Here is a 24,037-nt window from a genome sequence, read left to right as displayed (position 1 = left end):
CCAGAACCACTCACGCGGTCCCCGCTCGGAGGCGCTCATTTCGTTTTGTTGTGCTTCGTTCGTTGTGTCTTAATTCTTTCAGCCGTTCAAGTCCCTGTCAAATTGACCGGACCCGCTCGACCTGCAGGAATTAAGCCGCGCCCCCTTTCGGAGACAACCCCTCTAACTTACCAGCCCATCCGAACAGATGCGAAACCATCGAAGGATGACCCTGAAGGTAGTGGGATTTGCCGGGCATCTTCGAGGCTCTGGGAGCCCCCTCGATCGCCCTGCGGGAAGCAACTCTAGCAGCCTGCCGCACCCACTCAGGCCTACTCAGGTAATCAGGAGGTTCTTCCCTCACCACCGGACCCTCAAACCTCTCCCATCGACCTCCTGGTCGACACCCGGGGTCAAGCGGTCGGCAAGTCATCCGCAATCGTCCCCAGATACGAAGTACCTACGAGCAGACTGCGCTCTGGGAGGTGGCCGCAATGACCCGGTCGGAGTTCGACGACATCCGCGCGTTCCTCGCCGATGAGGCGACGCACGCCGGAGATCTGCTGCGAGTCGCCAGGACTCTGATCGACGACTTGGAGCACGCCCGCATGCGCGAGGCCGTCCTGCGCACCCACTACCTGCGCCTGCTGACGGCGGCGCGGGCGACGGTGGCGGCCGACACGGTGGACGCGCCCGATCCTTTGGCGTTCATCAAGCATGAGCTGGCCGAGCGCGGCCAGTTGCCGGAGGACGGGGAGGCCGTGCATCGCATCCTGTCCGACGCCCGTACGGCGGCCGCGCTGCTGGCCTGTCTGGAGCAGCCGGTCCCGCAGCGCCCGCGCGGCATGCGCCTGCGCCGCTGCGTCGGAACCGGCCGCACCCTTCCCCGATAGCCCCCTGCGCACGCGGCCGGGCAAGGCGTCGTTGCCGCCCGCTGACGCGATGCCGACTTCCGACATACCCGCCCTTGGCGGACCGCCTGTAAGACTTCGCATATGTGGCAGCGGGGGCTGAACTGGGCGGCAGTCGTCTTGGTTGGGATATTTGGCCTGATGTGGGTCGGCATCGTGATTTATGCCGATCATGGGTCATCCCTCTGGATGCGCATCGTGCAAGTCGTCTTCGGGCTCCTGCTGCTGGGCTGGGCCGTTCAGCGAGCGGTCCGGATGGTCAGCAAGGCGTGAAGAGCCATGGAAGACGACAACATCTATCGCATCAGCCGAGACATGGGTGACGATCCACAGACTTCGCTCGTGGACATGTACCAGGACAGGCTCCCCTACCGGCACCGGATCGCCGAGATCGACGACGAGGTCTCACGGGGAATCTCCCGATGGGTACGCGAAGAGGACCCACGCGAATCCGACACCTACGTGAACCCGTTCGAAGACCCCGGCCCCTACGTCGACGAGGACGGCTGGAACCGGTAACCCATCCCCGGCTCGGTCAGCAGGTGCACCGGATGCGCGGGATCGCGTTCGAGCTTGCGCCGCAGCTGGGCCATGTACTGGCGCAGGTAGTGCGTCTCCTTCAGGTAGGAGCTGCCCCAGACCTCGGTCAGCAGCTGGCGCTGGCTGATCAGCTTGCCTGGGTTGCGCAGCAGGATCTCCAGGAAGTGCCACTCCGTCGGCGTCAGGCGTACCCCTCCCGAGATCGTCTTGCCGGCGAGGTCGACGACGTGGTCACCCACCTGCACCGTCGCGTTCTCCCCGTCGTGCTGTCCCGTGCGGCGGGTCACCGCGCGCACCCGCGCGAGCAGCTCGTCGATGCTGAACGGCTTGGTCACGTAGTCGTCGGCGCCGGCGTCGAGGGCGTCCACCTTGTCGGTGCTGTCGGCGCGCCCGGACAGGATGATGATGGGGACCGACGTCCAGCCGCGCAGGCCCTGGATGACCTCCACGCCGTCTAGATCGGGCAGGCCGAGGTCGAGAATGACCAGGTCGGGATGCCAGTCGGCGGCCAGGCGCAGCGCCGTGCCGCCGTCGGGCGCTACCGCGACCTCGTACTGCCTGGCCGCCAGGTTGACGCGCAGCGCCCGCAGGATCTGCGGCTCGTCGTCCACCACGAGGACGCGCGTCACGTGGCCCGCCGCAGCGAGATCGTCATGGTCAGTCCTCCTCCGGGCGTGTCCTCAGGGACCAGCGTGCCGCCCATCGCCTCGGTGAGGCCGCGGGAGAGCGCCAGGCCGAGGCCCACCCCCGCGTGATTGTGGCGATCACCGAGCCGCTGGAACGGCAGGAACACCCTTTCATGCGCATCCGCCGGAATGCCGGGGCCCCTGTCGACGACCCGGATCTCCACGTACTCGCCGTGCCAGCTCGCGCTGACGAGCACGGGCTCCCCGTCCCGGCTGTAGCGGACGGCGTTGGCCATCAGGTTGACGAGGACCCGTTCGAGCAGCGCGGGGTCGGCCTGGAGCTCCGGCAGGTCCGGCGGGATGTCGCTCACGAGTCGGTCGCGCACGGGGCCGAGGTCGTCCACGGCGTGCGGCAGGACGTCCTCGATCGCCACCGGTTCGAGTCGCACGCCGAGTGCTCCGGCCTGGAGGCGGCTCATGTCGAGCAGGTTCGAGACGAGCCGGTTCAGCCTGATCAGCGACTCGTCGGCGGTGGCGAGCAGCTCGGCGCGATCTTCGTCCGACCAGGTGACGTCCGTGGCGCGCAGGCTCTCGACCGCGGCCTTGGCGGAGGCGAGCGGCGTACGGAGGTCGTGCCCCACGGCGGCGAGCAGCGCCGTACGCATCCTGTCGGCCTCGGCCAGCGGCTCGGCCCGGTCGGCGGCCTCCCGCAGCCGCTGCTGGCGCAGCGCGACCGCCGCCTGCGCCGCGAACGCCTCCAGCACCCGCCGGTCGCTCGCCTCCAGCAGCCGCCCGCGTGCGGCGAGCACGAGCCGGTCGTCGATCGCGACGTCGGTGTCGGCCGTTCCGGGGCTCGTGGCGGGCAGCCCGCCGGTGGTGGCCACGACGCGCCATTCGCCGGGCTCCTCATCCCGTTCCAGCAGGGTCACCGCGCTCAGCCCGAACGTCTCCCGCATCCGCGCCAGCAACGACGGCAGCGCCCCCTCACCCCGCAGCACGTGACCCGCCAGCGTGGACAGCACCTCGGCGTCGGCCCGCGAGCGCGCCGCGTCCCTGCTGCGCCTGGCCGCCAGGTCCACGACCGTGCTGACCATGGCCGCCACGAGGACGAAGATGGCCAGCGCCAGCACGTTCTCCGGCTCGGCGATCGTCCACGTGTGCAACGGTGGCGTGAAGAACCAGTTGAGCAGCCCGAACCCGAGCACCGCACCCGTCAGCGCCGGCCACATGCCGCCGGTCAGGGCGACACCCACGACGAGCAGCAGGAAGAGCAGGATCTCGCTGGGCAGCGACAGGTCCGTCACGCGGAGCCCGGCCGTGAGCAGCGGCATCCCGAGCAGCACCAGCGCCCATCCGGACAGCCGCCGCCTGCGGGTCAGCGCGGCCCCCGACCTCGGCCGGTAGCGGCCCGCCCCGGTCGCCTCGTGCGGGACCATGTGCACGTCGATCGACCCGGACAGCGCTGTCGTCGTGACGCCCACGCCCCGCGTGAGCAGCCGCTTCCTCCTCGACGCCCCGAGCACGAGCTGGGTGGCGTTCACGCCACGCGCGAACTCGAGCAGCGCGCGTGGCACGTCGTCGCCGACCACCTGGTGGTACGTCCCGCCCAGGTCCTCGACCAGCGCTCGCTGGCGCGCCAGGTGGGCGGGGTCCCCGTCAGTGGTCAGCCCGTCGGCGCTGGTGATGTGCACGGCCAGCAGGTCCGCGCCCTTGCCCTTGGCCGCGACGCGGGCGGCCCGCCGTACGAGCGTGTCCCCCTCCGGCCCTCCCGTGAGGGCGACCACCACACGCTCGCGCGCCTCCCACGTGCCCGCGATCGAGTGGTCCGTACGGTAGCGCCCGAGTTGCTCGTCCACCTTGTCCGCCACCCAGAGCAGGGCCAGCTCCCGCAGGGCGGTCAGGTTGCCGACGCGGAAGTAGTTGGCGAGCGCGGCGTCCACCCGCTCGGGCAGGTAGACGTTGCCGTGCGCCAGCCGCCGGCGCAGCGCCTCGGGCGACATGTCCACCAGCTCGATCTGGTCGGCCCGCCGCACCACCTCGTCCGGGATGGTCTCCCGCTGCGTCACCCCCGTGATCCGCTCGACGACGTCGTTCAGCGATTCGAGGTGCTGGATGTTGACGGTGGAGACCACGTCGATCCCGGCGTCGAGGATCTCCTCGACGTCCTGCCAGCGCTTGGCGTTGCGGGAGCCGGGGACGTTGGTGTGGGCGAGCTCGTCGACCAGGGCGAGCGTGGGGGCGCGTTCGATGACGGCGGCGGGGTCGAGCTCGGTGAACGTCGCGCCCTTGTACGTCATGGTCTGCCGTGGCAGGACCTCCAGCCCGTCGAGCAGGCGGGCGGTGCGGGCGCGGCCGTGGGTCTCGACGAAGCCCACGACCACGTCCTTGCCGCGCTCGCGGGCGCGGCGCGCCTCGCTGAGCATGGCGTACGTCTTCCCCACCCCGGGCGCCGCTCCCAGGTAGACGCGTAGCCGCCCTCTGGGCCTGCCTCCCATTCCTCCAGGTTAAGGCTGGTACGGCGGCGCGACCCCCCAGCCCCAGTGCGGCACCGGGGCCTGCGGCGGTGGCGTCGCGCCCGGCTGGGAGTTGTGTCTGGCCAGCCGGGTGCCCCATTCGATGTAGCCGGCGAACGCGGCCCTGAACTCGGGGTCGTCGGGCAGCCCGGCCTCGTCGGCCGCGTCCATGAGCAGGTTCACCCACCGGCGGCGCTGCGGCTCGGTGATCGCCTTGCCGAGGTGGTGGCGGAGCATGTTCGGGTAGCCGCCGCGTTCGCTGGTGTAGCGGTCGGGGCCGCCGAAGACCTCGCTCAGCCACATCGCCACGTGTTTCGGGTGGTCCGGGTCCATGTGCGCGAACAACGGGCCGATCAGGTCGTCCTTGACGACGCTGCGGTAGAAGATCTCGGTCAGCCGCTCGAAAGCCGCGGTGCCGCCCGCCCACTCGTAGAGTGTCGGTGCTGCCTTGTCGGTCACGTAATCATGTAATCACCGCGCTGTGCGGCGGACAACCCCTCGCGCGGGCGTTCCGGTGCCGGGGAAAAGAAAAATCCCCGGCCGCCGGATGATCCGGCGACCGGGGATTTCGTTTGGTAGCGGGGACAGGATTTGAACCTGCGACCTCTGGGTTATGAGCCCAGCGAGCTACCGAACTGCTCCACCCCGCGTCGGTGTGTTAGTACTTACTATACAGGCCCGGAGGAGTGCTTTGACCGCAACCCTCCACTCACACAGAAGCCCGGGTTTCCGTTTCCGGAACCCGGGCCTCCGAGCTGGTAGCGGGGGCAGGATTTGAACCTGCGACCTCTGGGTTATGAGCCCAGCGAGCTACCGAACTGCTCCACCCCGCGTCGTTGTCGTGCTCCTTAAGGCTATCGGGGACGCGGGGTGGGCGCAAACTGAATGGGCTAAGACGTGTTTCCGGTCGGCGATCCCGTCGGCGACGCCGTCGGGGACGCCGGCGGCGAGGCGCTCGGTGACGCTGCCGGCGAGGCCGTCGGCGACGCTGTGGGCGAGGCTGTGGGCGACGGCTGCGGCTGCTGCGCGTTCGCCCCCTCCAGCGCCTGCAGCGCCTCCTCCAGTCGCTTCTGGGCGTCGCCGTAGGCGTCCCAGTCGGGCGGGCTGGCCTGCAGGGCCTTCTGCGCGTCCGAATAGGCCTTCTTGGCGTTGGAGATCGCCGTGTTCAAGGCCGCGTTGGCCGTGTTGGGCTGGGCCTGTTGCTGATCACTCGGCTGTTGCTGTTGTTGCTGTTGCTCACCGCCGAAGACCTCCTGGAGCGCCTCCTCCAGTGTTCGTGCTACACCGATCTTGCTGCCGAACGACACCAGGACCCGCTGCAGGATCGGGTACGGCTCCTGCCCGCCGCCCGCGGCCACCTGGATGTACACCGGTTCGATGTAGACCAGGCCGCCTGCGTACGGGAGCGTCAGGAGGTTGCCGTAACGGACCGACGAGGCACCCACGCCGAGCAGGTTGAGCTCACCCGCGAACCGGCTCTGGAAGGAGTTTTGCGCCTGGCCGGGGCCGGGGATCGGCGTGCTGGACGGCATCCGCAGGATGCGCATGCGCCCGTAGTCGGAGCCGCCCGACGAGTCGACCGCCATGAACGCCGCCAGGTTGGGCCCCTGCCTCGGCACGAAGGTCGTGGTCAGCGAGAACGCCGGCGAGCCGCCCGGCATCGTGGTGGTGAGGTAGTAGGGCGGCTGCTTGATGTTCTTGTCGCCCTGGGTCGGGTCGCCCGGGACGTTCCAGAAGTCCTGGCCGCTGTAGAAGGCGGCCGGGTCGGTGATGTGGTAGCGCGACAGGGTGTAGCGCTGCACCTTGAACAGGTCTTCCGGGTAGCGCACGTGCTGGCGCAGCTCGGCGCTCATCTCCGTGGCCGGGCGTATGACGCCGGGGAAGGCGTTGCTCCAGGTCTTGAGCACCGGGTCGTTGTTGTCCCAGGCGTAGAGCTTGACCGTGCCGTCGTAGGCGTCGACCGTGGCCTTGACCGAGTTGCGCATGTAGTTGATCTTGTCGCTCGGCTGCTGGGCGATCACGCGGCGGTCGGTCGTCGTGTCGCGCGTCATGTCGCCGAGGCTCTCGCTCTGCGAGTACGGATAGTCGTTGGAGGTCGTGTAACCGTCGACGATCCACTGGATGCGCCCGTCGATGATCGCCGGGTAGGGGTTGCCGTCGAGCGTGAGGAACGGCGCGACCTTCTGGACCCTGTCCCGCGGGTGGCGGACGTAGAGGATCTTGGAGTTGTCGTTGACGTCGCCGGAGAGGACGATGTTGGCCTCGCCGTATTTGGCGGCGTAGAGCAACCGGTTGACGAACGAGCCGACGGGCACGCCGCCCTGGCCGGTGTAGGTCGTGTTCTTCTGGCCCGTGCCGCCCGTCTCCGGGTAGTCGAGCTCCTGCGGGGTGTTCGGGTTGCCGCCCGCGATGACGTATTCGGCGGAGGCCGGGTCCTCGCCGTAGTAGACGCGCGACTCCTTGAGCTTGGTGCTGTTCACCAGCGGGCCGATGACCGGCATGTCCTTGGCGTCGTAGGCGGGCAGGCCGCTGGAGTCGACCTGGTTGCCGGGCGCGGCGACGAAGCCGTAGCCGTGGGTGTAGACCAGGGCCCGGTTGATCCAGTTGTTCTGGCCCTCGGGCGGGCTGGTCAGCTCGCGGACGCCGACGACGTGGTCGATCAGCTTGCCGGTGCTGTCGGGATAGCGGTCGACGTCGAGCGAGTCGGCGAAGCTGTAGAAGCCCCTGATGCGCTGCGTCTGCTCGTACGTCGAGGACACCAGGGCCGGGTCGAGCAGGCGTACGCCGGAGACCGAGGTGTCGCCGTTGGCCTGGACCTTGGTCGGGTCGGCCTGCGCGTTGTAGGTCTCGACCTCGGTCTTGTCGACGTTGTACGCCTCCCGCGTGGCCGCGATGTTGCGCTGGATGTAGGCGGCCTCCTTGCCCTGCTGGTTGGGCTTGACCTGGAACTGCTCGACCAGCGCCGGGTAGACGCCGCCGATCAGGATGGCCGAGAGCACGAGGAGGCCGAAGGAGACCCCGGGCAGCATGCCGCCGGGGCGCACCACGCCCGCGAAGAAGAGCGCGGCGCAGATCAGCGCGATGATCGCGAGGATGGTCTTGGCCGGCAGCACGGCGTTGACGTCGGTATAGGAGGCGCCGTGGACGAAGCCCCGGTCGGAGAAGACCAGCCCGAAGCGGTCGATCCAGTAGGCGACGGCCTTGAGCAGCACGAAGATGCCCAGCAGCGCCGACAGGTGGATCCGGGCCGCCCTGGAGGCGTGCACGCCGGGCGACTGCAGGCGGAACCCGCCGTAGAGATAGTGCGTGATCGCCGCCAGCACGATCGAGATGATCACGGCGGTGAACAGGAAGTTCAGCACCATCCGGATGAACGGGTAGTCGAACATGAAGAACGAGATGTCCATCCCGAACAACTGGTCCTGCTTGCCGAACGACGCGCCGTTGATGAACTGCAGCCACGTCTTCCACTGCCCCGAGAACGAGGAGCCGGAGAAGAGGGCGAGCAATCCCATGCCGACGATGAAGATCAGCTTTCGGTGGGGATCGAGCGCCATGCGGTAGCGGTCGGCGCCGCTGCCCCCGCCGAACATCGCGGGCCCGAACATCGGCCGGGTCCGGAAGGCCAGCAGCATGTTGCCGCCCGCGATGCCGACCATCAGCACCGCTCCGACCAGGAACAGCACGATCTGGGTCAGCACCACGCCGCTGAAGACCGAGGTGAAGCCGGTCGAGTCGAACCACAAATAGTCGGTGTAAATACCGGAAAAAAGGAAGAACAGCGCAACAATCGCCACAAGGGCGATCGCCACAGGCAGAAGCAGTCGCGGTCGGCGGGGCAAGCGCATTGCCCTGCCGGCTCCTGGGGTCCGGAAGCTCAAGGCCAACCCCTCGTCGTAATGAAGAAACGGTCCGTGTCTGGCAACCTACACCGCGGTGCCAGCCCTACGACTAACGCACGGCGATCGCCAGAAGTTTCATCCGGCCTCGCATGCGGGCACGTTGCCCTTGCCCGTGCGCAGCGCGTCGAGCGCCTGCACGGCGTCGTGCAGCGTGTCCGCCCTGACCAGCCGCAGGCCGTCAGGGACGGCCTTGGTGGCCTCGGCGCAGTTTCCGGCGGGGGTCAGGAAGATCGTGGCGCCGGAATCCTTGGCGCCGACCATCTTCTGCGCGATCCCGCCGATCGCGCCGACCTCGCCGCCCGGGTTGATGGTGCCGGTGCCGGCGATCTTCTTGCCACCGGTCAGCTCGCCGGGCGTGAGCTTGTCGAGTATGCCGAGCGAGAACATCAGCCCGGCGCTGGGCCCGCCGACGTCGCCCACGTTGATGTCGACGTCGAACGGGAACTCGTAGCCGGTCTGCATCTTCACGCCCACCAGGGTCTGCCCCTCGGGACCGGCCACGGTCGGCACGGTGATGTCGACCTTCTCCTTGCCCCGCGTGACGTTGAAGGCGACGCTCTCGCCAGGTTTGTGCGTCTTGACCGTGTCGGCCACGACGGTGACGTCTTTGGCCGCCTTGCCGTCGACCGAGTTGATCTCGTCGCCCTTCTGCAGCTTGCCGTCGGCGGGCATGCCCTTCTCCGTCGAGGCGACCTGCACGAACGCGCGGAAGGTGATCTTGAGCTCGGTGAGCGCGGCGGCGGTGGCCGAGTCTTGGGAACTGGTCATCTCCACCGTGTTCTCCTCCTCGACCTCCTTCTGGGTGCGGTCGGGCGCGAAGATGGTCTCCTGGGGGACCACGGCCACGGTGGGGTCGAGCCAGCCGCGCAGGGCCGTCAGCAGGTCGATGTTGGCGGCGGGCCCGCCCTGGTAGGCCACCGTGACCAGGCTCAGCGCGCCGGTGGTCGGGTAGGTCTGCCTGCCCTTGATCGAGATCACGGGCTTCTTGTCGACCTCGCCGATGGTGTTCTCCGTCGGGCCGGGGCTCAGCACGACGTACGGGACCGGCCTGAACGCGCCAGTCACCCCGAGCGCGAGGACCAGGAATCCCGCGAGCAGCAGGGTCAGGGCGCGTCGTGACATGTCGATGAGCCTATTCGCCGGCGCCGACCCACTCGGTCTCGCCGTCGGCGAACACCTGATGTTTCCAGATGGGGACCTGCGCCTTGAGATCGTCGATCAGCCGGCGCGCGGCCTCGAACGCCTCGCCCCTGTGCGGCGCGGCGACGGCCACGATCACGGCCGCGTCGCCCAGCTCCAGATCGCCCACGCGGTGCACGGCGGCCAGCGCCGTCACGGGGAAGTCGGCCGCCACCTTCTCCGCGACCTGCCGCAGCTCGGCCTCGGCCGACGGGTGCGCCGAGTAGGAGAGCCGGGTCACCGGCTTGCCGTGATCCTGCTCCCGCACGGTGCCCACGAAGAACGTGGTGCCACCGGCGGCGTGGTCTCCCACGGCGGCCAGCACCTCGTCGACGGAGAGCGGGGTGTCGCGTATGCCGAGCAAGCGGATGACGTCCACGGAAAAAGCCTAACCTTTACGAGCGGCGCTTCTTACGCACCTGGCGAACGATCGCGGCGGTGCCGATGACGGCCACGGTGGCCCCGGCGGCGGTGAGCGTGGCCTCCTTGACCGGCAGGCGCCGGCCGACCACGGTCGTCCTCTTCTCGCGCAGTTCGAGGAGTTGCTCGAACTGCGGCCTCGTTCGTCCACGACGGCTTCCAGCCGGCCTCGCGCAGCGCCGCGCAGGCGACCACCCACGGGTAGACGACGTAGTGCAGATCGGTCGCGGGGGCCGGGGTGATGCCGAGGCGGTGCAGGCGCTGGGCCGTGCCGAACGTGAGCCCCGCCGGCAGTTCGAGGCTGCGGATGCCGGACAGCTCCTCGACCTGCTCCTGCTCCAGCCAGCCGTCGCAGCCGACCGCCACCACGCCGGTGACCACGCCCCGCGCGGCCAGTTCGAGCGCCGAGACCAGATCGTCGATGTGGCAGAACTGCCAGTGGGGGCTGCAGCCCTTGACGGTCAGGAGCCGGGGCGACTCGAAGTGGCGGGTGATCACGGTGTCGACGCCGGGGCCGACGACCGCGGCCGGGCGCAGGACGGTCACCTCCAGGCCCGGATGGCTGCGCAGCGACCTGCGTACGAGGGACTCGATCTCCAGGAAGTCGCCCACCACGCCGGTGTCGGGCTCGGCCGCCACGGGGGCGTCCTCCGGCAGCGGCACCTCGTTGTCGGGCGCGGCGCCGTAGACCATCGCGCTCGTGACCAGCACCACCCGGCGCACGCGCGCGGCCGCGCTGGCCGTCAGCACCGTCTGGGCGGCGCGCAGGTTGTACGCCCGCCGCTCGCCGGGGTCGGAGTCGACGGCGTAGTCACCGGCCAGATGGACCAGGACATCTATGTCGGAGATCCGGTTCGCCAAGAGCGGATCTCGTACGTCGATCACCCTCCACGTGGCTTCCTGGACGTCGCCGCGCTCGTCGTCGATGGCCACCACTCTGCGGAAATCCGCGGAGGATACGAGCCTTGCGAGCACTTCGCGGCCTAGGCCGGAGGCCGCGCCCGTTACGGCGACGACGGGTTGGCGCGGGCGTTTCGAGGTAGGCACCAGGTCCTCACTTTGCACTGATCCGCCGTAGGACGACTAACGTGGCGGATGTGGACTCCTCCATCCTGCACGAGGTAGAGCGGTGACTGACCTGCCAGGTCGCGAAAACGACCCCAACGAGAACCCGTTCGCCATGTTCGGCAACCCTGAGCAGATGGCTCAGGCGATGCGCCAGTTCGCCGACATGCTGTCGGCGCCCCAGGGTTCGGGCCCTGTCAACTGGGACATGGCGAAGAACATCGCCCGGCACGCCGTGGTCGCCCAGGGCGACCCGAGTGTCATGGAAGGCGAGCGCCGCCAGATCGTCGAGGCGCTGAGCCTGGCCGACCTGTGGCTGAACGAGGCGACGACGCTGCCCAGCGGCGTGTCGAACCCGCAGGCCTGGAGCCGGTCCGAGTGGATCGAGAACACGATCCCGATCTGGCGCAAGCTCTGCGAGCCGATCGCCGAGCGCATGGTCGAGACCATGGGCGGCGCTCTCGGCGGCTCCGGGCTGCCCCCGGAGGCCCAGCAGATGGCCGGGCCGCTGATGGGCATGCTGAAGCAAATGGGCGGCATGATGGTCGGCCAGCAGATCGGGCAGGCGCTCGGCTCGCTGGCCCGCGAGGTGGTCGGCACCACCGACATCGGCCTGCCCCTGTCCGACACGGCCGCGCTGCTGCCCGGCGGCATCTCCTCCTTCAGCGAGGGCCTGGAGATCCCGGCCGACGAGATCAGGCTCTATCTGGCGCTGCGCGAGGGCGCGCACCACCGGCTGTTCCAGCACGTTCCGTGGCTGCGCTCGCACCTGCTGGGGGCGGTCGAGGAATACGCCAAGGGCATCACGGTCGACACCTCGGCGCTCGAGGAGCAGATCCGCGGGCTCGACATCAACAACCCCGAGGCCATCCAGGAGGCGCTGAGCGGGGGCAACCTGCTCAAGCCCGAGGAGACCGAGCGGCAGAAGGCCGCGCTGGCGCGGCTGGAGACGATGCTCGCGCTGGTCGAGGGCTGGGTGGCGACGGTGGTCGACCAGGCCGCCGAGGGCAAGCTGCCCTCCGCCGTGGCGCTGGCGGAGACCGTACGCAGGCGGCGGGCGACCGGCGGGCCGGCCGAGCTGACGTTCGGGACGCTGGTGGGGCTGGAGCTGCGGCCCAGGCGGCTGCGCGAGGCCGGGGCGCTGTGGCGGGCGCTGGAGAGCGAGCGCGGCCTCGAGGGGCGCGACGCGCTGTGGGGCCACCCCGACCTCATGCCGACGGCCGACGATCTCGACGACCCCGAGGCGTTCGTACGCGGTGAGGCGGCCTGGGACATCTCCCAGCTCGACACCAAGCCCAACGACGAGGGTGATGACGACGGCGAGGGCGGCAAGAGTTGAGCCTGCACGCCGACGCGGTGGCGGTGCTGTCCTCGTGGACCGCGCCGACCGCCGAGGAAGAGGCGCTGCGCACGCAGTTCCTCGACCACCTGAGGACGCATGACGACGCGATGCTGCGCGAGTGCGTTCCCGGGCACCTGACGGCGACGACCGCGGTGCTGTCGCACGACGGCGCCAAGGTGCTGCTCACGCTGCACCCGAAGGCCAAGATGTGGCTGCCCATGGGCGGTCACTGTGAAATTTCCGACACGTCCCTCGCGGCGGCTGCCCTGCGAGAGGCGTGGGAGGAGTCGGGAATTTCCGGGCTTGAGCTGCTGCCCGGGCCGCTCGCGGTCGACAAGCACGCCGTGTGGTGCCATCCGCCGCAGAGCTGGCATCTCGACGTCGAATACGCGGCGGTGGCGCCTCCCGGTGCCGAGGCCGTGATGAGCGACGAGTCGCTCGACCTGCGCTGGTTCGCCGTGGACGAGATCCCGGAGCTGTCCGACGAGGCGACGCGGCGGTTGGCCGCACGTGGACAGGCCGCGCTCAGCTCGGGTGCACGCGTGCTTGGCTAGAGTCCATTGGGTCGTTCCAACTGGGGGGCTTGTGTGGAGACTTCGGCGGTCGGCGGCACCATCGTGACACCCGTACGCAAGCGCCGGAAGTTCCCCGCAACGGCGTTGACCTGGGTGGCCGTGACCCCGTTCGCGGCCTGGGCGGTGGCCAGGGTGGCCGGGCTGGAGCGGGGCTCGCTGCCCACACAGCTCATGACCGCCACCCCCTACGCCGCGGCGGGCTCGCTGGTCCCCCTCCTGATCGCCGCCGTCGGCCGCAAGCGCGCCGCGACCGCCGTCGCGCTGCTCGCGACGACGGCGCTCGGCTTCAGCGTGCTGCCCAGGGCGCTGGGCACCGCGGACAGCGCGGGCGGCAGGCCGCTCAAGGTCATGACGATCAACATGTTGTTCGGCCGGGCCGACATCGCGACGATCATGCGGCTGGTCCGCGAGTTCGACCCCGACGTGCTGAGCACCCAGGAGCTGACCCCCGGAGCGGTCTCCGACCTCGACACGGCCGGGCTCAAGGAGCTCATGCCGCATCGCGTGCTCCAGGACGAGTGGAGCGCGGGCGGGAGCGGGATTTACTCCAAACACCCGGTCGAGGCGTTGTGGGACCTGATGCCGCCGGTCGGGCACCAGATGCCCGCAGCGCTGATCTCGCTGCCCGGGGGCCGGCCGATCGAGTTCATCGACGCGCATCCGTTCCCGCCGCTGGGCCCGCAGGTCAGCGAGTGGAACCAGGCGCTGGCGGCCTTTCCCTCCGCCTCCGCCGACCGGGTGCGGATCATCGCGGGCGACTTCAACGCCTCGCTCGACCACGCCGCCATGCGCGGGCTGCTGTCGCGGGGCTACAAGGACGCGGCCGACCAGGTGGGGGCCGGGCTGATCCCGACCTGGCCGGCGAACAAGCGGGTGCCGCCGATCATCACCATCGATCACGTGCTGGTGGATCAGCGGGTGGGGGTGCGGGAGGTCAGCGTGCGCGACGTGCCGGGCACCGACCACCGGGCCGTGCTGGCCGAGCTCACCGTGCCCTGATCAGGGCCCTGGTGTTCTCCCAGCCTTCGAGGCCGGGGTCCAGGCGTTCGACGTCCTCGCGCGTGCGCAGGCGGTGCCAGCCCGGGGTCGTGGCGACCTTGCGCGGGCCGGGGGCCTGGGCGCGCAGGTCTTTGACCACGTCGTACGCGTCCAGATCGGGCTCCGCCCAGGCCGGCAGGGGCAGCGCGCAGGCCATGGCCACGGCTCCGCCGTTCTCCGCCGGGCAGATCGCGATCTCGGCCCGGCCCAGCTCCCTGAACAGCTTGCCGACCAGCAGAGGCGGCAGGTCGGGGGCGTCGGCGTTGATCACGGCGGCCTGGTCGGCCTGGAGGCGTCCGAGCGTGAGCTTCAGCGGCTCGCCGTCAGGGATGGTGATCACTTCGGTGCCGGGCCAGACGATGTCGTCCAGGCCGGGGACGCTGGTGATCAGCACCGGGGTGACGAGCTCGAGGCCCGCGACCATCTCGTAGGTGTCCTCCGCCACCGCCTCCAGGAACTCCCTGGGATCGACGCCCGGTGGCGCTGCCTGCGCCATGTGCTGTCTCACCAGGACCGCGACGATGCGGGTCAACACTCCTCCGGTGCCGTGTGGGCCGCGGCGGAGAACCCCTCGAGGAACCCGCGGGCCCGCTCCGCCTTGGGATACTGTTCTACCAGTGCCCAGAACTTGGGCCCGTGGCTGGGCACCAGCAGGTGCACCAGCTCGTGGATGATCACATAGTTGATGACCCACTCGGGCAGGCCCTTGAGCCTGGTGGAGATCCGGATCGTACCGGTCTCCGGGGTGCACGAGCCCCAGCGGTGCTGCTGGTTGTCGACCCAGCGCACGCTCACCGGGTCGGGCTCGCCGTCCAGGTATTTCGCGGACAGCTCCTTGGCCCGCTCCAGCAAAATCTCGTCGGTCGGCCTTCGCCGTTTTTCCTTCGCGGCCAGCCGATCCAGCATCCGGCTCACCCATTCATCCGCGTCTTCGCCGCTCAGCCAGGCGGGCAGGAGCACGATCGTCTTGTCGCCGTCGCGGTAGGCGGAGACCGTACGCCGGCGACGAGAACTGCGACGAACCTCGACTGTCTCGGGGGGCACATATGCACGGTAGCCGAGACTGGCGAAATTCCACAGAGGGTGGACGTTGTTTCTGCTGGTCAGATGATTAAGAGCCGGTGAATTTGGGCATGCGCCTTTCCCGATGGGCGGCCAGGCCCTCGATCATGTCCGCGGAGGCCATGGTCACGGGCTGGGCCAAGGATTCCCACCTCAGGGCGGCTTCCATGTCCTGATGGTCGTGGTTCAGGGCCACTTTGGTGAGCCTGGTAGCAATCGGAGCGTTCTGCGCGATCTTCGCCGCGATGCCCTGAACTTCCGACATTAGGTCATTTTTCGGGAAAGATTGATTTACTAGCCCTTTATCTACCGCTTCCGTCCCGGACATGCTGCGACCGGTCAGCAACATCTCCCGCGCCACGCCCGCGCCGGCCCTCCTGGGGATCAGGTACGTGGCCGCCATGCCCGGGTGCAGCCCCAGCGACGTGAACGGGGCCAGCAGCTTGGCGTCGTCGGCGGCGTACACGAGGTCGCAGGCCAGCGCCACGCACAGACCCGCCCCCACGGCCGGGCCGTTGACGGCGGCGATCGTGGGGATCTCGAGCTCTGCGATCATCAACCAGGTGCGGTAGAAGGCCAGCATGCGGTCACGCAGCCGCGGCACGGTCTCGGCGCCCCGCTCCCCGATCCACGACAGGTCACCGCCGGACGAGAAGGCCGTCCCGGCACCCGTGACGACGAGACAGCGGGCCTCGCGGTCGGCGGCCAGCTCGGACATGGTTTCGCGCCACTGGGCCGTCATGGTGTCGGTCATGGCGTTGCGCATGTCGGGGCGGTTGAGGGTGATGAGTACGACTCCGTCGTCTTTGCGATCAACCAAGAGCTCGTTCATGCGGGGAAGCGTAACCCGCCCGCCGCACGTTCGATCGCCCGCGACCACCTTCCTGCACCCTTCCCCACCGCCTTTGTGAGCCGGCTGGACCGCCTCCACTGAGCCCCCGCTCGTCCACAGGCTGAGCCGCCCCGCCCGTAGTTATCCACAGCTGCAGCGGAACCCTCTCGGGATCTTGTTCAGGCGTGGAAACCTTTCCCGCCATGAGGCCACGTGTGAAGCCCACCCTCCGGCATATCGTCCGCGACGAGCACGCCATGCAATACGGCGTGCACCCCCTCCGAGCAGTCATGCTGAGCGGCTTCACCCAACCCGTCCTCCAGTGGATCGAGGGCCTCGACGGCACCCGCGACCTGGAGTCCGTCCTGCGCGACGCGGCCCTCGCCGGCCTCGACGAGGACCGTGCCCGATCCCTGCTCGACCAGCTCACCGCCCAGGGCGCCCTCCACGACGCCGCGGCCGGCCCCGGATCTCTCCGCGACCTCCCGCTGGCGGAGAGGGACCGCCTCAAGCCAGAGCTCGACGCCCTCGACCTCGGCTCCACCGCGCCGGACGGCATGATCGCCCTGTTCGAGCGCCGCCGGGCGTCGCGGGTGCGCGTCTACGGGGCCGGCCGGGTCGGCGCGCAGGTCGTCGCCCTGCTCGCGGCCGCCGGGGTGGGCAACATCCGGGTGATCGATCCGGGCAAGACCCGTCCGGCGGACATCACGCCCGGGGGCCTCACGTGGGCGGAGGTCGGCATGCCCCGTGAGGCGGCGGCGGTCGCGGTCGTCAGGAGACTCACCTCGGGCGGCCCGGCATCCGCCGAACCCGACGAGCTCGACACCGCCCCCGCCGAACCCACCGCACCAGACCCGACCCGTGGAGCCACCGGACCAGGCCGCCGTACCGGTGTCACCACCCCACCCGGCCAGGCAGCCCCCGCCGCCGGCAGGGCTGGAGGGGTCGCCGGATCCGCAGCCGGCGCCACGGGGAAGCGCGGTGCCTACGACGACCACGGTTCGAGGAGGCCACGGGAACCGGTGAAGGGGCGTGACTCCCGGAAGGCAGCCGGCTCACCGACCCAAGCCGTGGGGCCCGCGGTGCATCCCACCGAGCGGGCGAGCGACGACACCGGGGAATCCGGGAGGTCCTGCGAATCGTTCCGACCCACGGTGAACGCGCTGGCCGGTGGGCCGTACCTCGCGGACAGGTCCGACCGCCCCGACCTCGTCATCCTGGCACCGGTCACCCCTCTCGACGGGGTGCTGATCAACGACCTCAACTCCTTGCGCATCCCCCACCTCCTGGTGTCCGCCTTCGAGGGCCATGGGACGGTCGGCCCGCTGGTCCTGCCCGGGACCACGGCGTGCCTGCACTGTCTCGACCTGACGCGGCGCGACCGGGACCCCGACTGGCCGATCGTCACCGCCCGGTTGGGCGGCTACCCGCCCGGCGAGATCGCGTGTGACGTGGCGCTCGCGACCGCCGTCGCGGCCGGGGCGGTCGGCCATGCGCTTGCTCATCTCGACGGCAGGGAGTCCGCTGTGACCAACGGCACAATCGACGTAACCCCTGATTGGCGCTGGAAAAGGCGGTCGTGGAGGGCCCACCCGCAATGTCGTTGTATGCGAAACAATCCATATTCGCTAAGAATGGTCATGGCACCCAACCGCGACTGACGTGCTCAGAGGACGACCACGAAGGGGGGAAGCGGTATCTCGCCGAGGTTCCGCGCATCAGTGTGAGCGATCTTCCGCGCCGTGCTGTCACGCGTTCGGCCAAGCTGGCAGCCCTTCCACTCGGCTTCGCGGGCCGCGCCGCCCTCGGGTTGGGCAAACGTATCGGCGGCAAGCCGGCGGAAATCGTGGCCCAGGAAGTGCAGCAGCGCACCGCCGAACAGATCTTCAAAGTGCTCGGGGAACTCAAGGGCGGCGCGATGAAGCTGGGCCAGGCGCTGTCGATCTTCGAGGCGGCGCTGCCACAGGAGATCGTCGGGCCCTATCGCGCCACGCTGACCAAACTGCAGGACGCGGCGCCGCCGCTTCCCGTGTCCACGGTCCACAAGGTGCTGACGGAGCAGCTGGGTGACGACTGGCGGGAGCACTTCCTGTCGTTCGACGACCAGCCGACGGCGGCCGCCTCGATCGGCCAGGTGCACCGGGCCGTGTGGCATGACGGCAGGGAGGTGGCCGTCAAGATCCAGTACCCGGGGGCGGGCAAGGCCCTGCTCGGCGACTTCGCGCAGCTCGCGCGCCTGGGCAAGCTGTTCGGCGTGCTGCTGCCCGGTCTCGACATGAAGGCCGTGCTGAGCGAGCTGCGCGAGCGGGTCGCCGAGGAGCTCGACTACCTGCGGGAGGCAGAGGCTCAGCACGCCTTCGCCCTGGAGTTCCACAACGACCCCGACTTCCACGTGCCGGACGTGGTGGCGGCGAACGAGATGGTGCTGGTCAGCGAGTGGATGGACGGCACACCGCTGTCGCGCATCATCACTGAGGGCACCCAGGAGCAACGTGACCGGGCCGGCCTGCTTTTCGTCCGCTTCCTGTTCTGCTCCCCCGCCCGCGTCGGGATGCTGCACGCCGACCCCCATCCGGGCAACTTCCGCATGCTGGCCAACGGCAAGCTCGGCGTCCTCGACTTCGGCGCCGTCAACCGGCTGCCGGACGGCTACCCCAAGGCGTTCGGCCAGCTGACGCGCATCTTCAACCAGGGCGACATGGAAACCGTCACGGCCGGCCTGCGGCAGGAGGGCTTCATCCGCGAGGGCATCGAGATCGATCCTGACGCCCTGCGTGCCTTCCTCGCGCCGTACGTGGAGCCGACGGCGGTGGAGGAGTTCACGTTCAGCCGGGAGTGGCTGCAGGCGCAGGCGGCCAGCGTCACGGACCTCCGGCCGACCAACGTGATCCGCCAGCTCAACCTGCCGACGTCGTACGTCCTCATCCACCGGGTCCATGCGGCGGGCATCGGCGTGCTGTGCCAGCTCGGCACCACGGCCCGGTTCCGGGACGAGGTGATCCGCTGGGTGCCCGGCTTCGCCGACGACCCCGACCACGACCCCGACCCCAACGACGAACCCCTGGCCATCGGCTAAGCACACTTACGTCAGCCCCGCCCCGGTCGTTTCCGTCCTCACGACGTGCAGGCAGTCCACGGGTCGAGAACGCCTCCGGCGGTTCCGCCAGTCCGGAGTTGCCGCCGGTCCCGGGATTGCCGACGGTTCCGGGGGTACTGGGTCTGGGAGTGAGGGGTGCCCAGGCAGCCTGGCCACGATCACAGCCTCGTGGGGCCGACAGCCATCCCTGGGCCGGTCCCCGTAGCGGTCTCCGAGCCTGTGCGGCGCTTCTGATCATCCTTGCCACCGTGCTCGGCCGGGATCCGCGCCCCCATGGCCTGACGAACGCCGAGACCCGCACCGTCGGGCAAGGGACGCACTCCCACGCCGAGACCCGCACCGCCGGGCAAAGGACGCACTCCCACGCCGACGCCTTCCGCAGGGGCTGAGGGTCGCCGACCTGCGAGGACGGGGCGCCCCTGTGCCGGATGAAAGGCGCTGAAAGGGCGTTGCAGGGGATTTCCAGCACCGCTCGACACTCTGGCGTTGCTCGGGGCCGAACAACCGGCCCCATCACCCGGAGGAAACCCCCATGTCGAGCTCGTCAACCCCCGTCCGCCTGCTGGCCGGTCTCGCGTTCATCGCCGCGACGTTCTCCTTCACCGCCCTGGACGTCGCGGCCACGCCCCAGGCCGCGTACGCCGCCAGCTTCCCGGACGGGAAGATCACCCGGTCCGAGGTGCTGGCACGCGCCCAGAACTGGGTCGACCGCAACGTCCGCTACAACCTGACGCGCTGGCCCAACACCCTGGTCACGGACGCGGAGGGGGACAACAAGTACGGGCCGGACTGCTCCGGCCTGGTCTCCATGGCCTGGCACATCACCGCGAACTCCGGCAAGGGCGGCAACAGCACGGTCGATTTCGAAGGCTATTCCGGAAAGATCACCCTGGGGAGTCTCCACGACCTCAAGCCCGGGGACGCGATCCTCCGCGACGGGCACATGGAGCTCTTCGCCCGATGGAAGAACGAGCAGGACCACTCCCAGGGAGCGTGGACCTACTCCCTCAACGGCGGCAACGACTCCGACGGCGACGGATGGGAGGACGACTGGGCCAAGGGCCCGGCCGTCAACTCCCACGGCAAGCGCGGGGACGAGTCGTGGGCGAGCATGCAGACCTACACGCCCATCCGGTACCGGAACATCGTCGACGACCACGTACCCGTACGCGGCGCGGACTTCAACGGTGACGGTATCGGCGACATCTTCTCCGAGACGACCGGCACGCTGACCATCTGGAACGGCAAGGGCAGCAACAACTTCACCACCCACCAGGAAGTCGGCGGCGGCTGGGCGGCCTTCAGCAAACCCGCCGCCGGCGACTTCAACAACGACGGCATCGGCGACCTGGCCGCCATCAAGAACGGCAGCACCCTGCACATCTGGAACGGCCAAGGCAACAACACCTTCAGCACCGCCCACGAAGTCGGCGCCGGCTGGGGCCCCTACGACGGCACCCTGACCTCGATCGGCGACGTCAACCGCGACGGCCACGACGACATCGCCGCCATCAAGGACGGCAGCACCCTCCACGTCTGGAACGGCCAAGGCAACAACAAGTTCGGCCCCGCCACCCCCATCGGCCCCGGCTGGGCAGCCTTCAGCAAGCCCATCGGCGGCGACTTCAACAACGACGGCATCGGCGACCTGGCCGCCATCAAGAACGGCAGCACCCTGCACATCTGGAACGGCCAAGGCAACAACACCTTCAGCACCGCCCACGAGATCGGCGCCGGCTGGGGCCCCTACGACGGCACCCTGACCTCCCTCGGCGACGTCAACCGCGACGGCCACGACGACATCGCCGCCATGACCGACGGCACCCTGCACATCTGGAACGGCGAAGGCGACAACAACTTCGGCCCCGCCACTCCCATCGGCCCCGGCTGGACCCCCTACTTCTAACCCGGCGATCGAAGGGCCGGATCCTCGGGATCCGGCCCTTCGGTCTGCCCGGACGAGGTGACCCCGAGTTCGTCTCCCTCACGCGCGTCGTGGCCGGCGAAGACGGCCGTCGCCTCGGCGATCACGAGCTCCGCCGCCGTGGTGTCGCCGCGCGCGGCCAGCACGGCCGCCAGATCACGCTTGGCGCGCGCCACGGGAAGCGGCGTCCGGAGCTCCTCCGAGATGGCGATCGACTGCATGAGGTGGGCCTCGGCGAGATCCAGCTGGCCGTTCGCCAGATGGAGCTCGCCGATGGTGCGCTGCATGAGAGCCTCGCCGTACCGGTCGAAGTGGCTTCTGCACACCTCCAGGGCGTCGAGGAGCTGCGACAGGGCGGCGGCTCCGTCACCCTGCCGGATCCGCACCTTGACGAGAGACTGCACCGCGAAGGCGGCCATGAGCGGGTCGCCGGCGCGGAACATGTCCAGGGCCCGGGCGCTCAGCTCGACTGCCTCGGCGTAGTGGCCCAGGGCGCGATGGACGAGGCTCGTGGTGCGCAGCGTGAGCGCCTCGCCGCGCCGGCTGCCCGCCCGGCGGTAGGCGTCCAGCGCCTGGTCGAGCAGCGGCCACGTGGCCTCGTACTCGCCGAGTTCGAGATGGATGGCGGCGGCCATCCGCGAGGTCGCGCCGATCGCGGAGTGGTCGCCCAGCCGCCGGAAGATCGCCGCGGATCTGGTCAGGTACCCGAGTCCCTCACGCAGCCGGCACTGTTCGCGGCAGGCGGTGCCCATGCCCGCGAGGGCGACGGCCTCGCCCCTGACGTCTCCGGTTTCGGCGAACAGCGGCAGGGCCGCGGACAGGTACTCGTGCACCTGGTCGAAGCGGTCCAGCTTGTAGTGGATGTGGCCCAGACCGGCGAGCAGGACCGCCTCGCCGGCCCGGTTCCCGGCGCGCCGGGCGGCTGCCAGCGCGGCCTCATGGCTGGTGCGCCATTCGCTCAGCCGGTTGGCGTTGAATACGTGCGAGAAGGACAGCGCCGCGGCCAGGTCGCAGGCGGCGACGTCCAGGTCCAGCGACGCGGCGCGGGACACGGCCACGATGAGACAGGGCGCCTCGGCGTCCAGCCAGGCGGCCGGATCCGCAGCCGCCCGGGCGGCGACGAGGTCGTCGACCGGGCGGGCGGACGCGTAGTCGCCGCGCAGGATGACCTCTCCGGAGGGCACGCGGGAGTCGATCCTGTCGATGAGCCAGAGCCAGCTGCCGAGGGTGCGCGTCACGGCCGCCGACCGCTCGTCCGCGGTGTCGTACGCCTCGGCGCATTCCGCCGCGAAGACCCGCAGGAGATCGTGCAGCCGGTAGCGGGGCTGCCCGGTGGCGTCGATCGCGGCGAAGTCGACGAGCTGGGCGTCCACCAGGCGCTCGGCGATCTCTTCAGCGTCCGCCGCCGGCACGTCGAGAAGCGGAGCGATGAGCCACGGCGCGAAGTCGGGCACCCCCAGCAGACCAAGCCGGCGAAACGCCGCCCTGCCCTGCTCGTCCAGAGCCCGGTAGCTCAGGCTGACGCTGGCCCGGACCTCCACGTCCCCGGCGGTGAGCTCGTCCAGCCTGCGGCGCTCGTCGGTGAGCCGGGCGGCCATGGTGGCCAGAGGCCAATGCCGCCGCGTGGCCAGGCGCGCGCCCACGGTCCGCACCGCGAGGGGCAGCAGGCCGCACAACCGGACGATCTCACGGGCGGCTCCCGGCTCGGCGGCGACGCGGTCGGCCCCGGCGACGGCGCCGAGGAGGGCGAGCGCGGCCTCACCGTCGAGCATGTCGAGGTCGGTCAGATGCGCGCCGGCCAGGCCGGCGAGCCGTCCCCGCGAGGTGACCAACACCGCGCAACCGGCCTCGCCGGGCAGCAGCGGCCGGATCTGCTGCTCGTTCCGGGCGTCGTCCAGCACCACCAGCACCTGTCGCTGCGCCAGCAGGCTGCGGTAGAGGGCTGCCCGCTCCGCCGGCGACTCGGGCTGGGCCTCGTGCTCGACGCCGAGCGCGCGCAGGAAACGGCCGAGCACCTCCTGCTCGGTGGCCGGGGTGTCGCTCGTGCCGCGGAGATCGGCGAAGAGCTGGCCGTCCGGATAACGATCGGCGACCCGGTGCGCCAGGTGGACCGCCACGGCGCTCTTCCCCACGCCGCCCTTCCCCGAGATGATCACCACGGGCGGTGCCGTACGGCTCGCGGCCAGCATCGGCGTCAGCTCTCCCACGACGTCGGCCCGGCCCGTGAAGTCCGGCACGTCCGGTGGCAGCTGCTTGGGCACGAAGTGCCGCCTGAGATACGGGGGCGCCGCGCCGGACAGGGCCGGATCACCCCGCAGGACGGCCTCCTGCAACGCGCGTAACTCCGGGCCGGGATCGAGGCCCAGCTCCTCGGCCAGCGTCGTCCGCCCGTCGTCGAAGACCGACAGGGCCTCGGCCGAGCGGCCCAGCCGGTACAGCGTCGTCATCAGCTGGCCGCGGATTCGCTCCCGTGTCGGATGGGCGGCGACCAGCGCGGTGAGCTCCGCCACCAGGTCGCCGTGGCGGTCCAGGAGCAGTTCGGCGGCGATGCGTTCCTCGATGACGGTCAGGCGGAGCTCCTCCAAGCGAGCCGCCTCCGCCTGAAGGGCCTCGCCGATCCCGCCCAGCGCGGGACCGCGCCACAGCGCCTCGGCGGCGCGCAGCGCCTGCTCGGCGTCCTCGTGCCTGCCCTCCTCCGCGGCCAGCCGTCCGTCCGCGACGAATCGCTCGAACAACTGGAGGTCGAACCGCTCGCCGTCCAGGAGCAGCAGATAGCCCGGAGGGCGGGTCACGATCGCCTCCGGCCGCAGCCTGCGCCGCAAGGAGGAGACGTACGTCTGGACCAGCTCTCTGGCGGTGCCGGGAACACGATCGCTCCAGATCAGGTCCACCAGCCGATCGACCGACACCACCCGCCCGGGGCTGAGGAGCAGCGACGCGAGGAGTGCCCGCGGCTTGGGCCCGCCCAGCGCCACCCGTTGCGCTCCGTCCCACACCTCGACGGGCCCCAGCAGGCGAAATTCCATCGATAC

At 69.9% G+C, this 24,037-nt stretch carries 19 protein-coding genes, 2 tRNA genes and 1 pseudogene; 9 read left to right on the top strand and 13 right to left on the bottom strand.

Annotation, left to right across the window (positions count from 1 at the left end; all coding sequences use genetic code 11):
- Window positions 1–473: 473 nt before the first annotated feature.
- The 3 genes from ACTWPW_RS15730 (at window position 474) to ACTWPW_RS15720 (ending at window position 1,409) form a co-directional block, all read left to right on the top strand.
- On the top strand, window positions 474–872 hold the full coding sequence (locus tag ACTWPW_RS15730) for a hypothetical protein (protein ID WP_443169110.1): 399 nt from the start codon (window positions 474–476) through the stop codon (window positions 870–872).
- 159 nt (window positions 873–1,031) lie between these two features.
- Window positions 1,032–1,163: a hypothetical protein gene (locus ACTWPW_RS15725; protein WP_443169109.1), complete on the top strand. Its 132-nt coding sequence runs from the start codon at window positions 1,032–1,034 to the stop codon at window positions 1,161–1,163.
- 6 nt (window positions 1,164–1,169) lie between these two features.
- Complete coding sequence (locus ACTWPW_RS15720) at window positions 1,170–1,409, top strand: hypothetical protein (protein WP_375113494.1); 240 nt, start codon at window positions 1,170–1,172, stop codon at window positions 1,407–1,409.
- Here the strand turns inward: ACTWPW_RS15720 and ACTWPW_RS15715 are convergent.
- The 9 genes and pseudogenes from ACTWPW_RS15715 to ACTWPW_RS15675 all read right to left on the bottom strand — a co-directional run bounded on the left by ACTWPW_RS15715 (window position 1,379) and on the right by ACTWPW_RS15675 (window position 11,120).
- Window positions 1,379–2,059, bottom strand: a complete 681-nt coding sequence (locus ACTWPW_RS15715) for a response regulator (protein WP_443169108.1) — start codon at window positions 2,057–2,059, stop codon at window positions 1,379–1,381. The genes ACTWPW_RS15720 and ACTWPW_RS15715 overlap by 31 nt on opposite strands.
- The gene (locus tag ACTWPW_RS15710) at window positions 2,056–4,551 is read right to left on the bottom strand and encodes a DUF4118 domain-containing protein (RefSeq protein WP_443169107.1); all 2,496 of its coding nucleotides are present in this window, start codon (window positions 4,549–4,551) and stop codon (window positions 2,056–2,058) included. The genes ACTWPW_RS15715 and ACTWPW_RS15710 overlap by 4 nt, the downstream gene beginning before the upstream one ends.
- A gap of 9 nt (window positions 4,552–4,560) precedes the next feature.
- Window positions 4,561–5,028: a group II truncated hemoglobin gene (locus tag ACTWPW_RS15705; RefSeq protein WP_364137091.1), complete on the bottom strand. Its 468-nt coding sequence runs from the start codon at window positions 5,026–5,028 to the stop codon at window positions 4,561–4,563.
- Between the two features lie 114 nt (window positions 5,029–5,142).
- Window positions 5,143–5,219, bottom strand: a tRNA-Met gene (locus ACTWPW_RS15700).
- A gap of 106 nt (window positions 5,220–5,325) precedes the next feature.
- Window positions 5,326–5,402 (bottom strand) — tRNA-Met (locus ACTWPW_RS15695).
- 57 nt (window positions 5,403–5,459) lie between these two features.
- Window positions 5,460–8,417 (bottom strand): UPF0182 family membrane protein, encoded by a 2,958-nt coding sequence (locus tag ACTWPW_RS15690; protein WP_375113491.1) that lies wholly within the window; start codon window positions 8,415–8,417, stop codon window positions 5,460–5,462.
- A 129-nt stretch (window positions 8,418–8,546) separates the two neighbouring features.
- Window positions 8,547–9,593, bottom strand: a complete 1,047-nt coding sequence (locus ACTWPW_RS15685; RefSeq protein WP_375113490.1) for a YlbL family protein — start codon at window positions 9,591–9,593, stop codon at window positions 8,547–8,549.
- Between the two features lie 10 nt (window positions 9,594–9,603).
- Window positions 9,604–10,029, bottom strand: a complete 426-nt coding sequence (locus ACTWPW_RS15680; RefSeq protein ID WP_364137085.1) for a molybdenum cofactor biosynthesis protein MoaE — start codon at window positions 10,027–10,029, stop codon at window positions 9,604–9,606.
- 16 nt (window positions 10,030–10,045) lie between these two features.
- A pseudogene (locus tag ACTWPW_RS15675) lies at window positions 10,046–11,120 on the bottom strand (NAD-dependent epimerase/dehydratase family protein).
- Between the two features lie 130 nt (window positions 11,121–11,250).
- Between ACTWPW_RS15675 and ACTWPW_RS15670 the strand changes: the two are divergent.
- Genes ACTWPW_RS15670 through ACTWPW_RS15660 form a run of 3 tightly spaced genes read left to right on the top strand, consistent with a single transcriptional unit; the run spans window position 11,251 to window position 14,051 of the window.
- Entirely contained in the window at window positions 11,251–12,474 is a 1,224-nt protein-coding gene (locus ACTWPW_RS15670; RefSeq protein ID WP_375113511.1) for a zinc-dependent metalloprotease, read from the top strand.
- The gene (locus ACTWPW_RS15665; RefSeq protein WP_443169106.1) at window positions 12,471–13,031 is read left to right on the top strand and encodes an NUDIX hydrolase; all 561 of its coding nucleotides are present in this window, start codon (window positions 12,471–12,473) and stop codon (window positions 13,029–13,031) included. Before ACTWPW_RS15670 ends, ACTWPW_RS15665 begins: the two co-directional genes overlap by 4 nt.
- 33 nt (window positions 13,032–13,064) lie before the next feature.
- The gene (locus tag ACTWPW_RS15660; protein ID WP_443169105.1) at window positions 13,065–14,051 is read left to right on the top strand and encodes an endonuclease/exonuclease/phosphatase family protein; all 987 of its coding nucleotides are present in this window, start codon (window positions 13,065–13,067) and stop codon (window positions 14,049–14,051) included.
- On the opposite strand, the gene ACTWPW_RS15655 is transcribed toward ACTWPW_RS15660, so the two are convergent.
- The 3 genes from ACTWPW_RS15655 to ACTWPW_RS15645 all read right to left on the bottom strand — a co-directional run bounded on the left by ACTWPW_RS15655 (window position 14,038) and on the right by ACTWPW_RS15645 (window position 16,032).
- Complete coding sequence (locus ACTWPW_RS15655; protein ID WP_443169104.1) at window positions 14,038–14,622, bottom strand: DUF2064 domain-containing protein; 585 nt, start codon at window positions 14,620–14,622, stop codon at window positions 14,038–14,040. The two genes, ACTWPW_RS15660 and ACTWPW_RS15655, sit on opposite strands and share 14 nt — an antisense overlap.
- A complete protein-coding gene (locus tag ACTWPW_RS15650; RefSeq protein ID WP_364137078.1) occupies window positions 14,619–15,134 on the bottom strand; it encodes a M48 metallopeptidase family protein in 516 nt (171 codons plus the stop codon). Before ACTWPW_RS15650 ends, ACTWPW_RS15655 begins: the two co-directional genes overlap by 4 nt.
- A gap of 67 nt (window positions 15,135–15,201) precedes the next feature.
- Window positions 15,202–16,032, bottom strand: a complete 831-nt coding sequence (locus ACTWPW_RS15645) for an enoyl-CoA hydratase/isomerase family protein (protein ID WP_443169103.1) — start codon at window positions 16,030–16,032, stop codon at window positions 15,202–15,204.
- A gap of 155 nt (window positions 16,033–16,187) precedes the next feature.
- Here ACTWPW_RS15645 and ACTWPW_RS15640 point away from each other — a divergent pair, with 155 nt between their 5' ends.
- From ACTWPW_RS15640 to ACTWPW_RS15630, 3 genes are all read left to right on the top strand, one after another.
- The gene (locus tag ACTWPW_RS15640) at window positions 16,188–17,645 is read left to right on the top strand and encodes a ThiF family adenylyltransferase (protein WP_443169102.1); all 1,458 of its coding nucleotides are present in this window, start codon (window positions 16,188–16,190) and stop codon (window positions 17,643–17,645) included.
- A gap of 62 nt (window positions 17,646–17,707) precedes the next feature.
- The gene (locus ACTWPW_RS15635) at window positions 17,708–19,060 is read left to right on the top strand and encodes an ABC1 kinase family protein (RefSeq protein ID WP_375113484.1); all 1,353 of its coding nucleotides are present in this window, start codon (window positions 17,708–17,710) and stop codon (window positions 19,058–19,060) included.
- A 553-nt stretch (window positions 19,061–19,613) separates the two neighbouring features.
- Window positions 19,614–20,987, top strand: a complete 1,374-nt coding sequence (locus ACTWPW_RS15630) for an FG-GAP repeat domain-containing protein (protein WP_443169101.1) — start codon at window positions 19,614–19,616, stop codon at window positions 20,985–20,987.
- On the opposite strand, the gene ACTWPW_RS15625 is transcribed toward ACTWPW_RS15630, so the two are convergent.
- A complete protein-coding gene (locus ACTWPW_RS15625) occupies window positions 20,984–24,031 on the bottom strand; it encodes a BTAD domain-containing putative transcriptional regulator (protein WP_443169100.1) in 3,048 nt (1,015 codons plus the stop codon). The two genes, ACTWPW_RS15630 and ACTWPW_RS15625, sit on opposite strands and share 4 nt — an antisense overlap.
- Between the last annotated feature and the right edge of the window lie 6 nt (window positions 24,032–24,037).

The organism is Nonomuraea sp. KM90, assembly GCF_052246675.1.
Classification (GTDB): domain Bacteria; phylum Actinomycetota; class Actinomycetes; order Streptosporangiales; family Streptosporangiaceae; genus Nonomuraea.
The sequence above is the reverse complement of the archived record's forward strand: the minus strand, read 5'-3'. Positions and strand labels throughout refer to the sequence as shown.

What these genes read in the sequence shown, in the direction of transcription:
- ACTWPW_RS15720 (WP_375113494.1), top strand. Translation starts at nt 1,170, where the DNA reads ATGGAAGACGACAACATCTATCGCATCAGCCGAGACATGGGTGACGAT.
- ACTWPW_RS15625 (WP_443169100.1), bottom strand. Translation starts at nt 24,031, where the DNA reads ATGGAATTTCGCCTGCTGGGGCCCGTCGAGGTGTGGGACGGAGCGCAA.
- ACTWPW_RS15685 (WP_375113490.1), bottom strand. Translation starts at nt 9,593, where the DNA reads ATGTCACGACGCGCCCTGACCCTGCTGCTCGCGGGATTCCTGGTCCTC.
- ACTWPW_RS15690 (WP_375113491.1), bottom strand. Translation starts at nt 8,417, where the DNA reads ATGCGCTTGCCCCGCCGACCGCGACTGCTTCTGCCTGTGGCGATCGCC.
- ACTWPW_RS15670 (WP_375113511.1), top strand. Translation starts at nt 11,251, where the DNA reads ATGTTCGGCAACCCTGAGCAGATGGCTCAGGCGATGCGCCAGTTCGCC.
- ACTWPW_RS15730 (WP_443169110.1), top strand. Translation starts at nt 474, where the DNA reads ATGACCCGGTCGGAGTTCGACGACATCCGCGCGTTCCTCGCCGATGAG.
- ACTWPW_RS15630 (WP_443169101.1), top strand. Translation starts at nt 19,614, where the DNA reads ATGTCGAGCTCGTCAACCCCCGTCCGCCTGCTGGCCGGTCTCGCGTTC.
- ACTWPW_RS15710 (WP_443169107.1), bottom strand. Translation starts at nt 4,551, where the DNA reads ATGGGAGGCAGGCCCAGAGGGCGGCTACGCGTCTACCTGGGAGCGGCG.
- ACTWPW_RS15640 (WP_443169102.1), top strand. Translation starts at nt 16,188, where the DNA reads ATGAGGCCACGTGTGAAGCCCACCCTCCGGCATATCGTCCGCGACGAG.
- ACTWPW_RS15725 (WP_443169109.1), top strand. Translation starts at nt 1,032, where the DNA reads ATGTGGGTCGGCATCGTGATTTATGCCGATCATGGGTCATCCCTCTGG.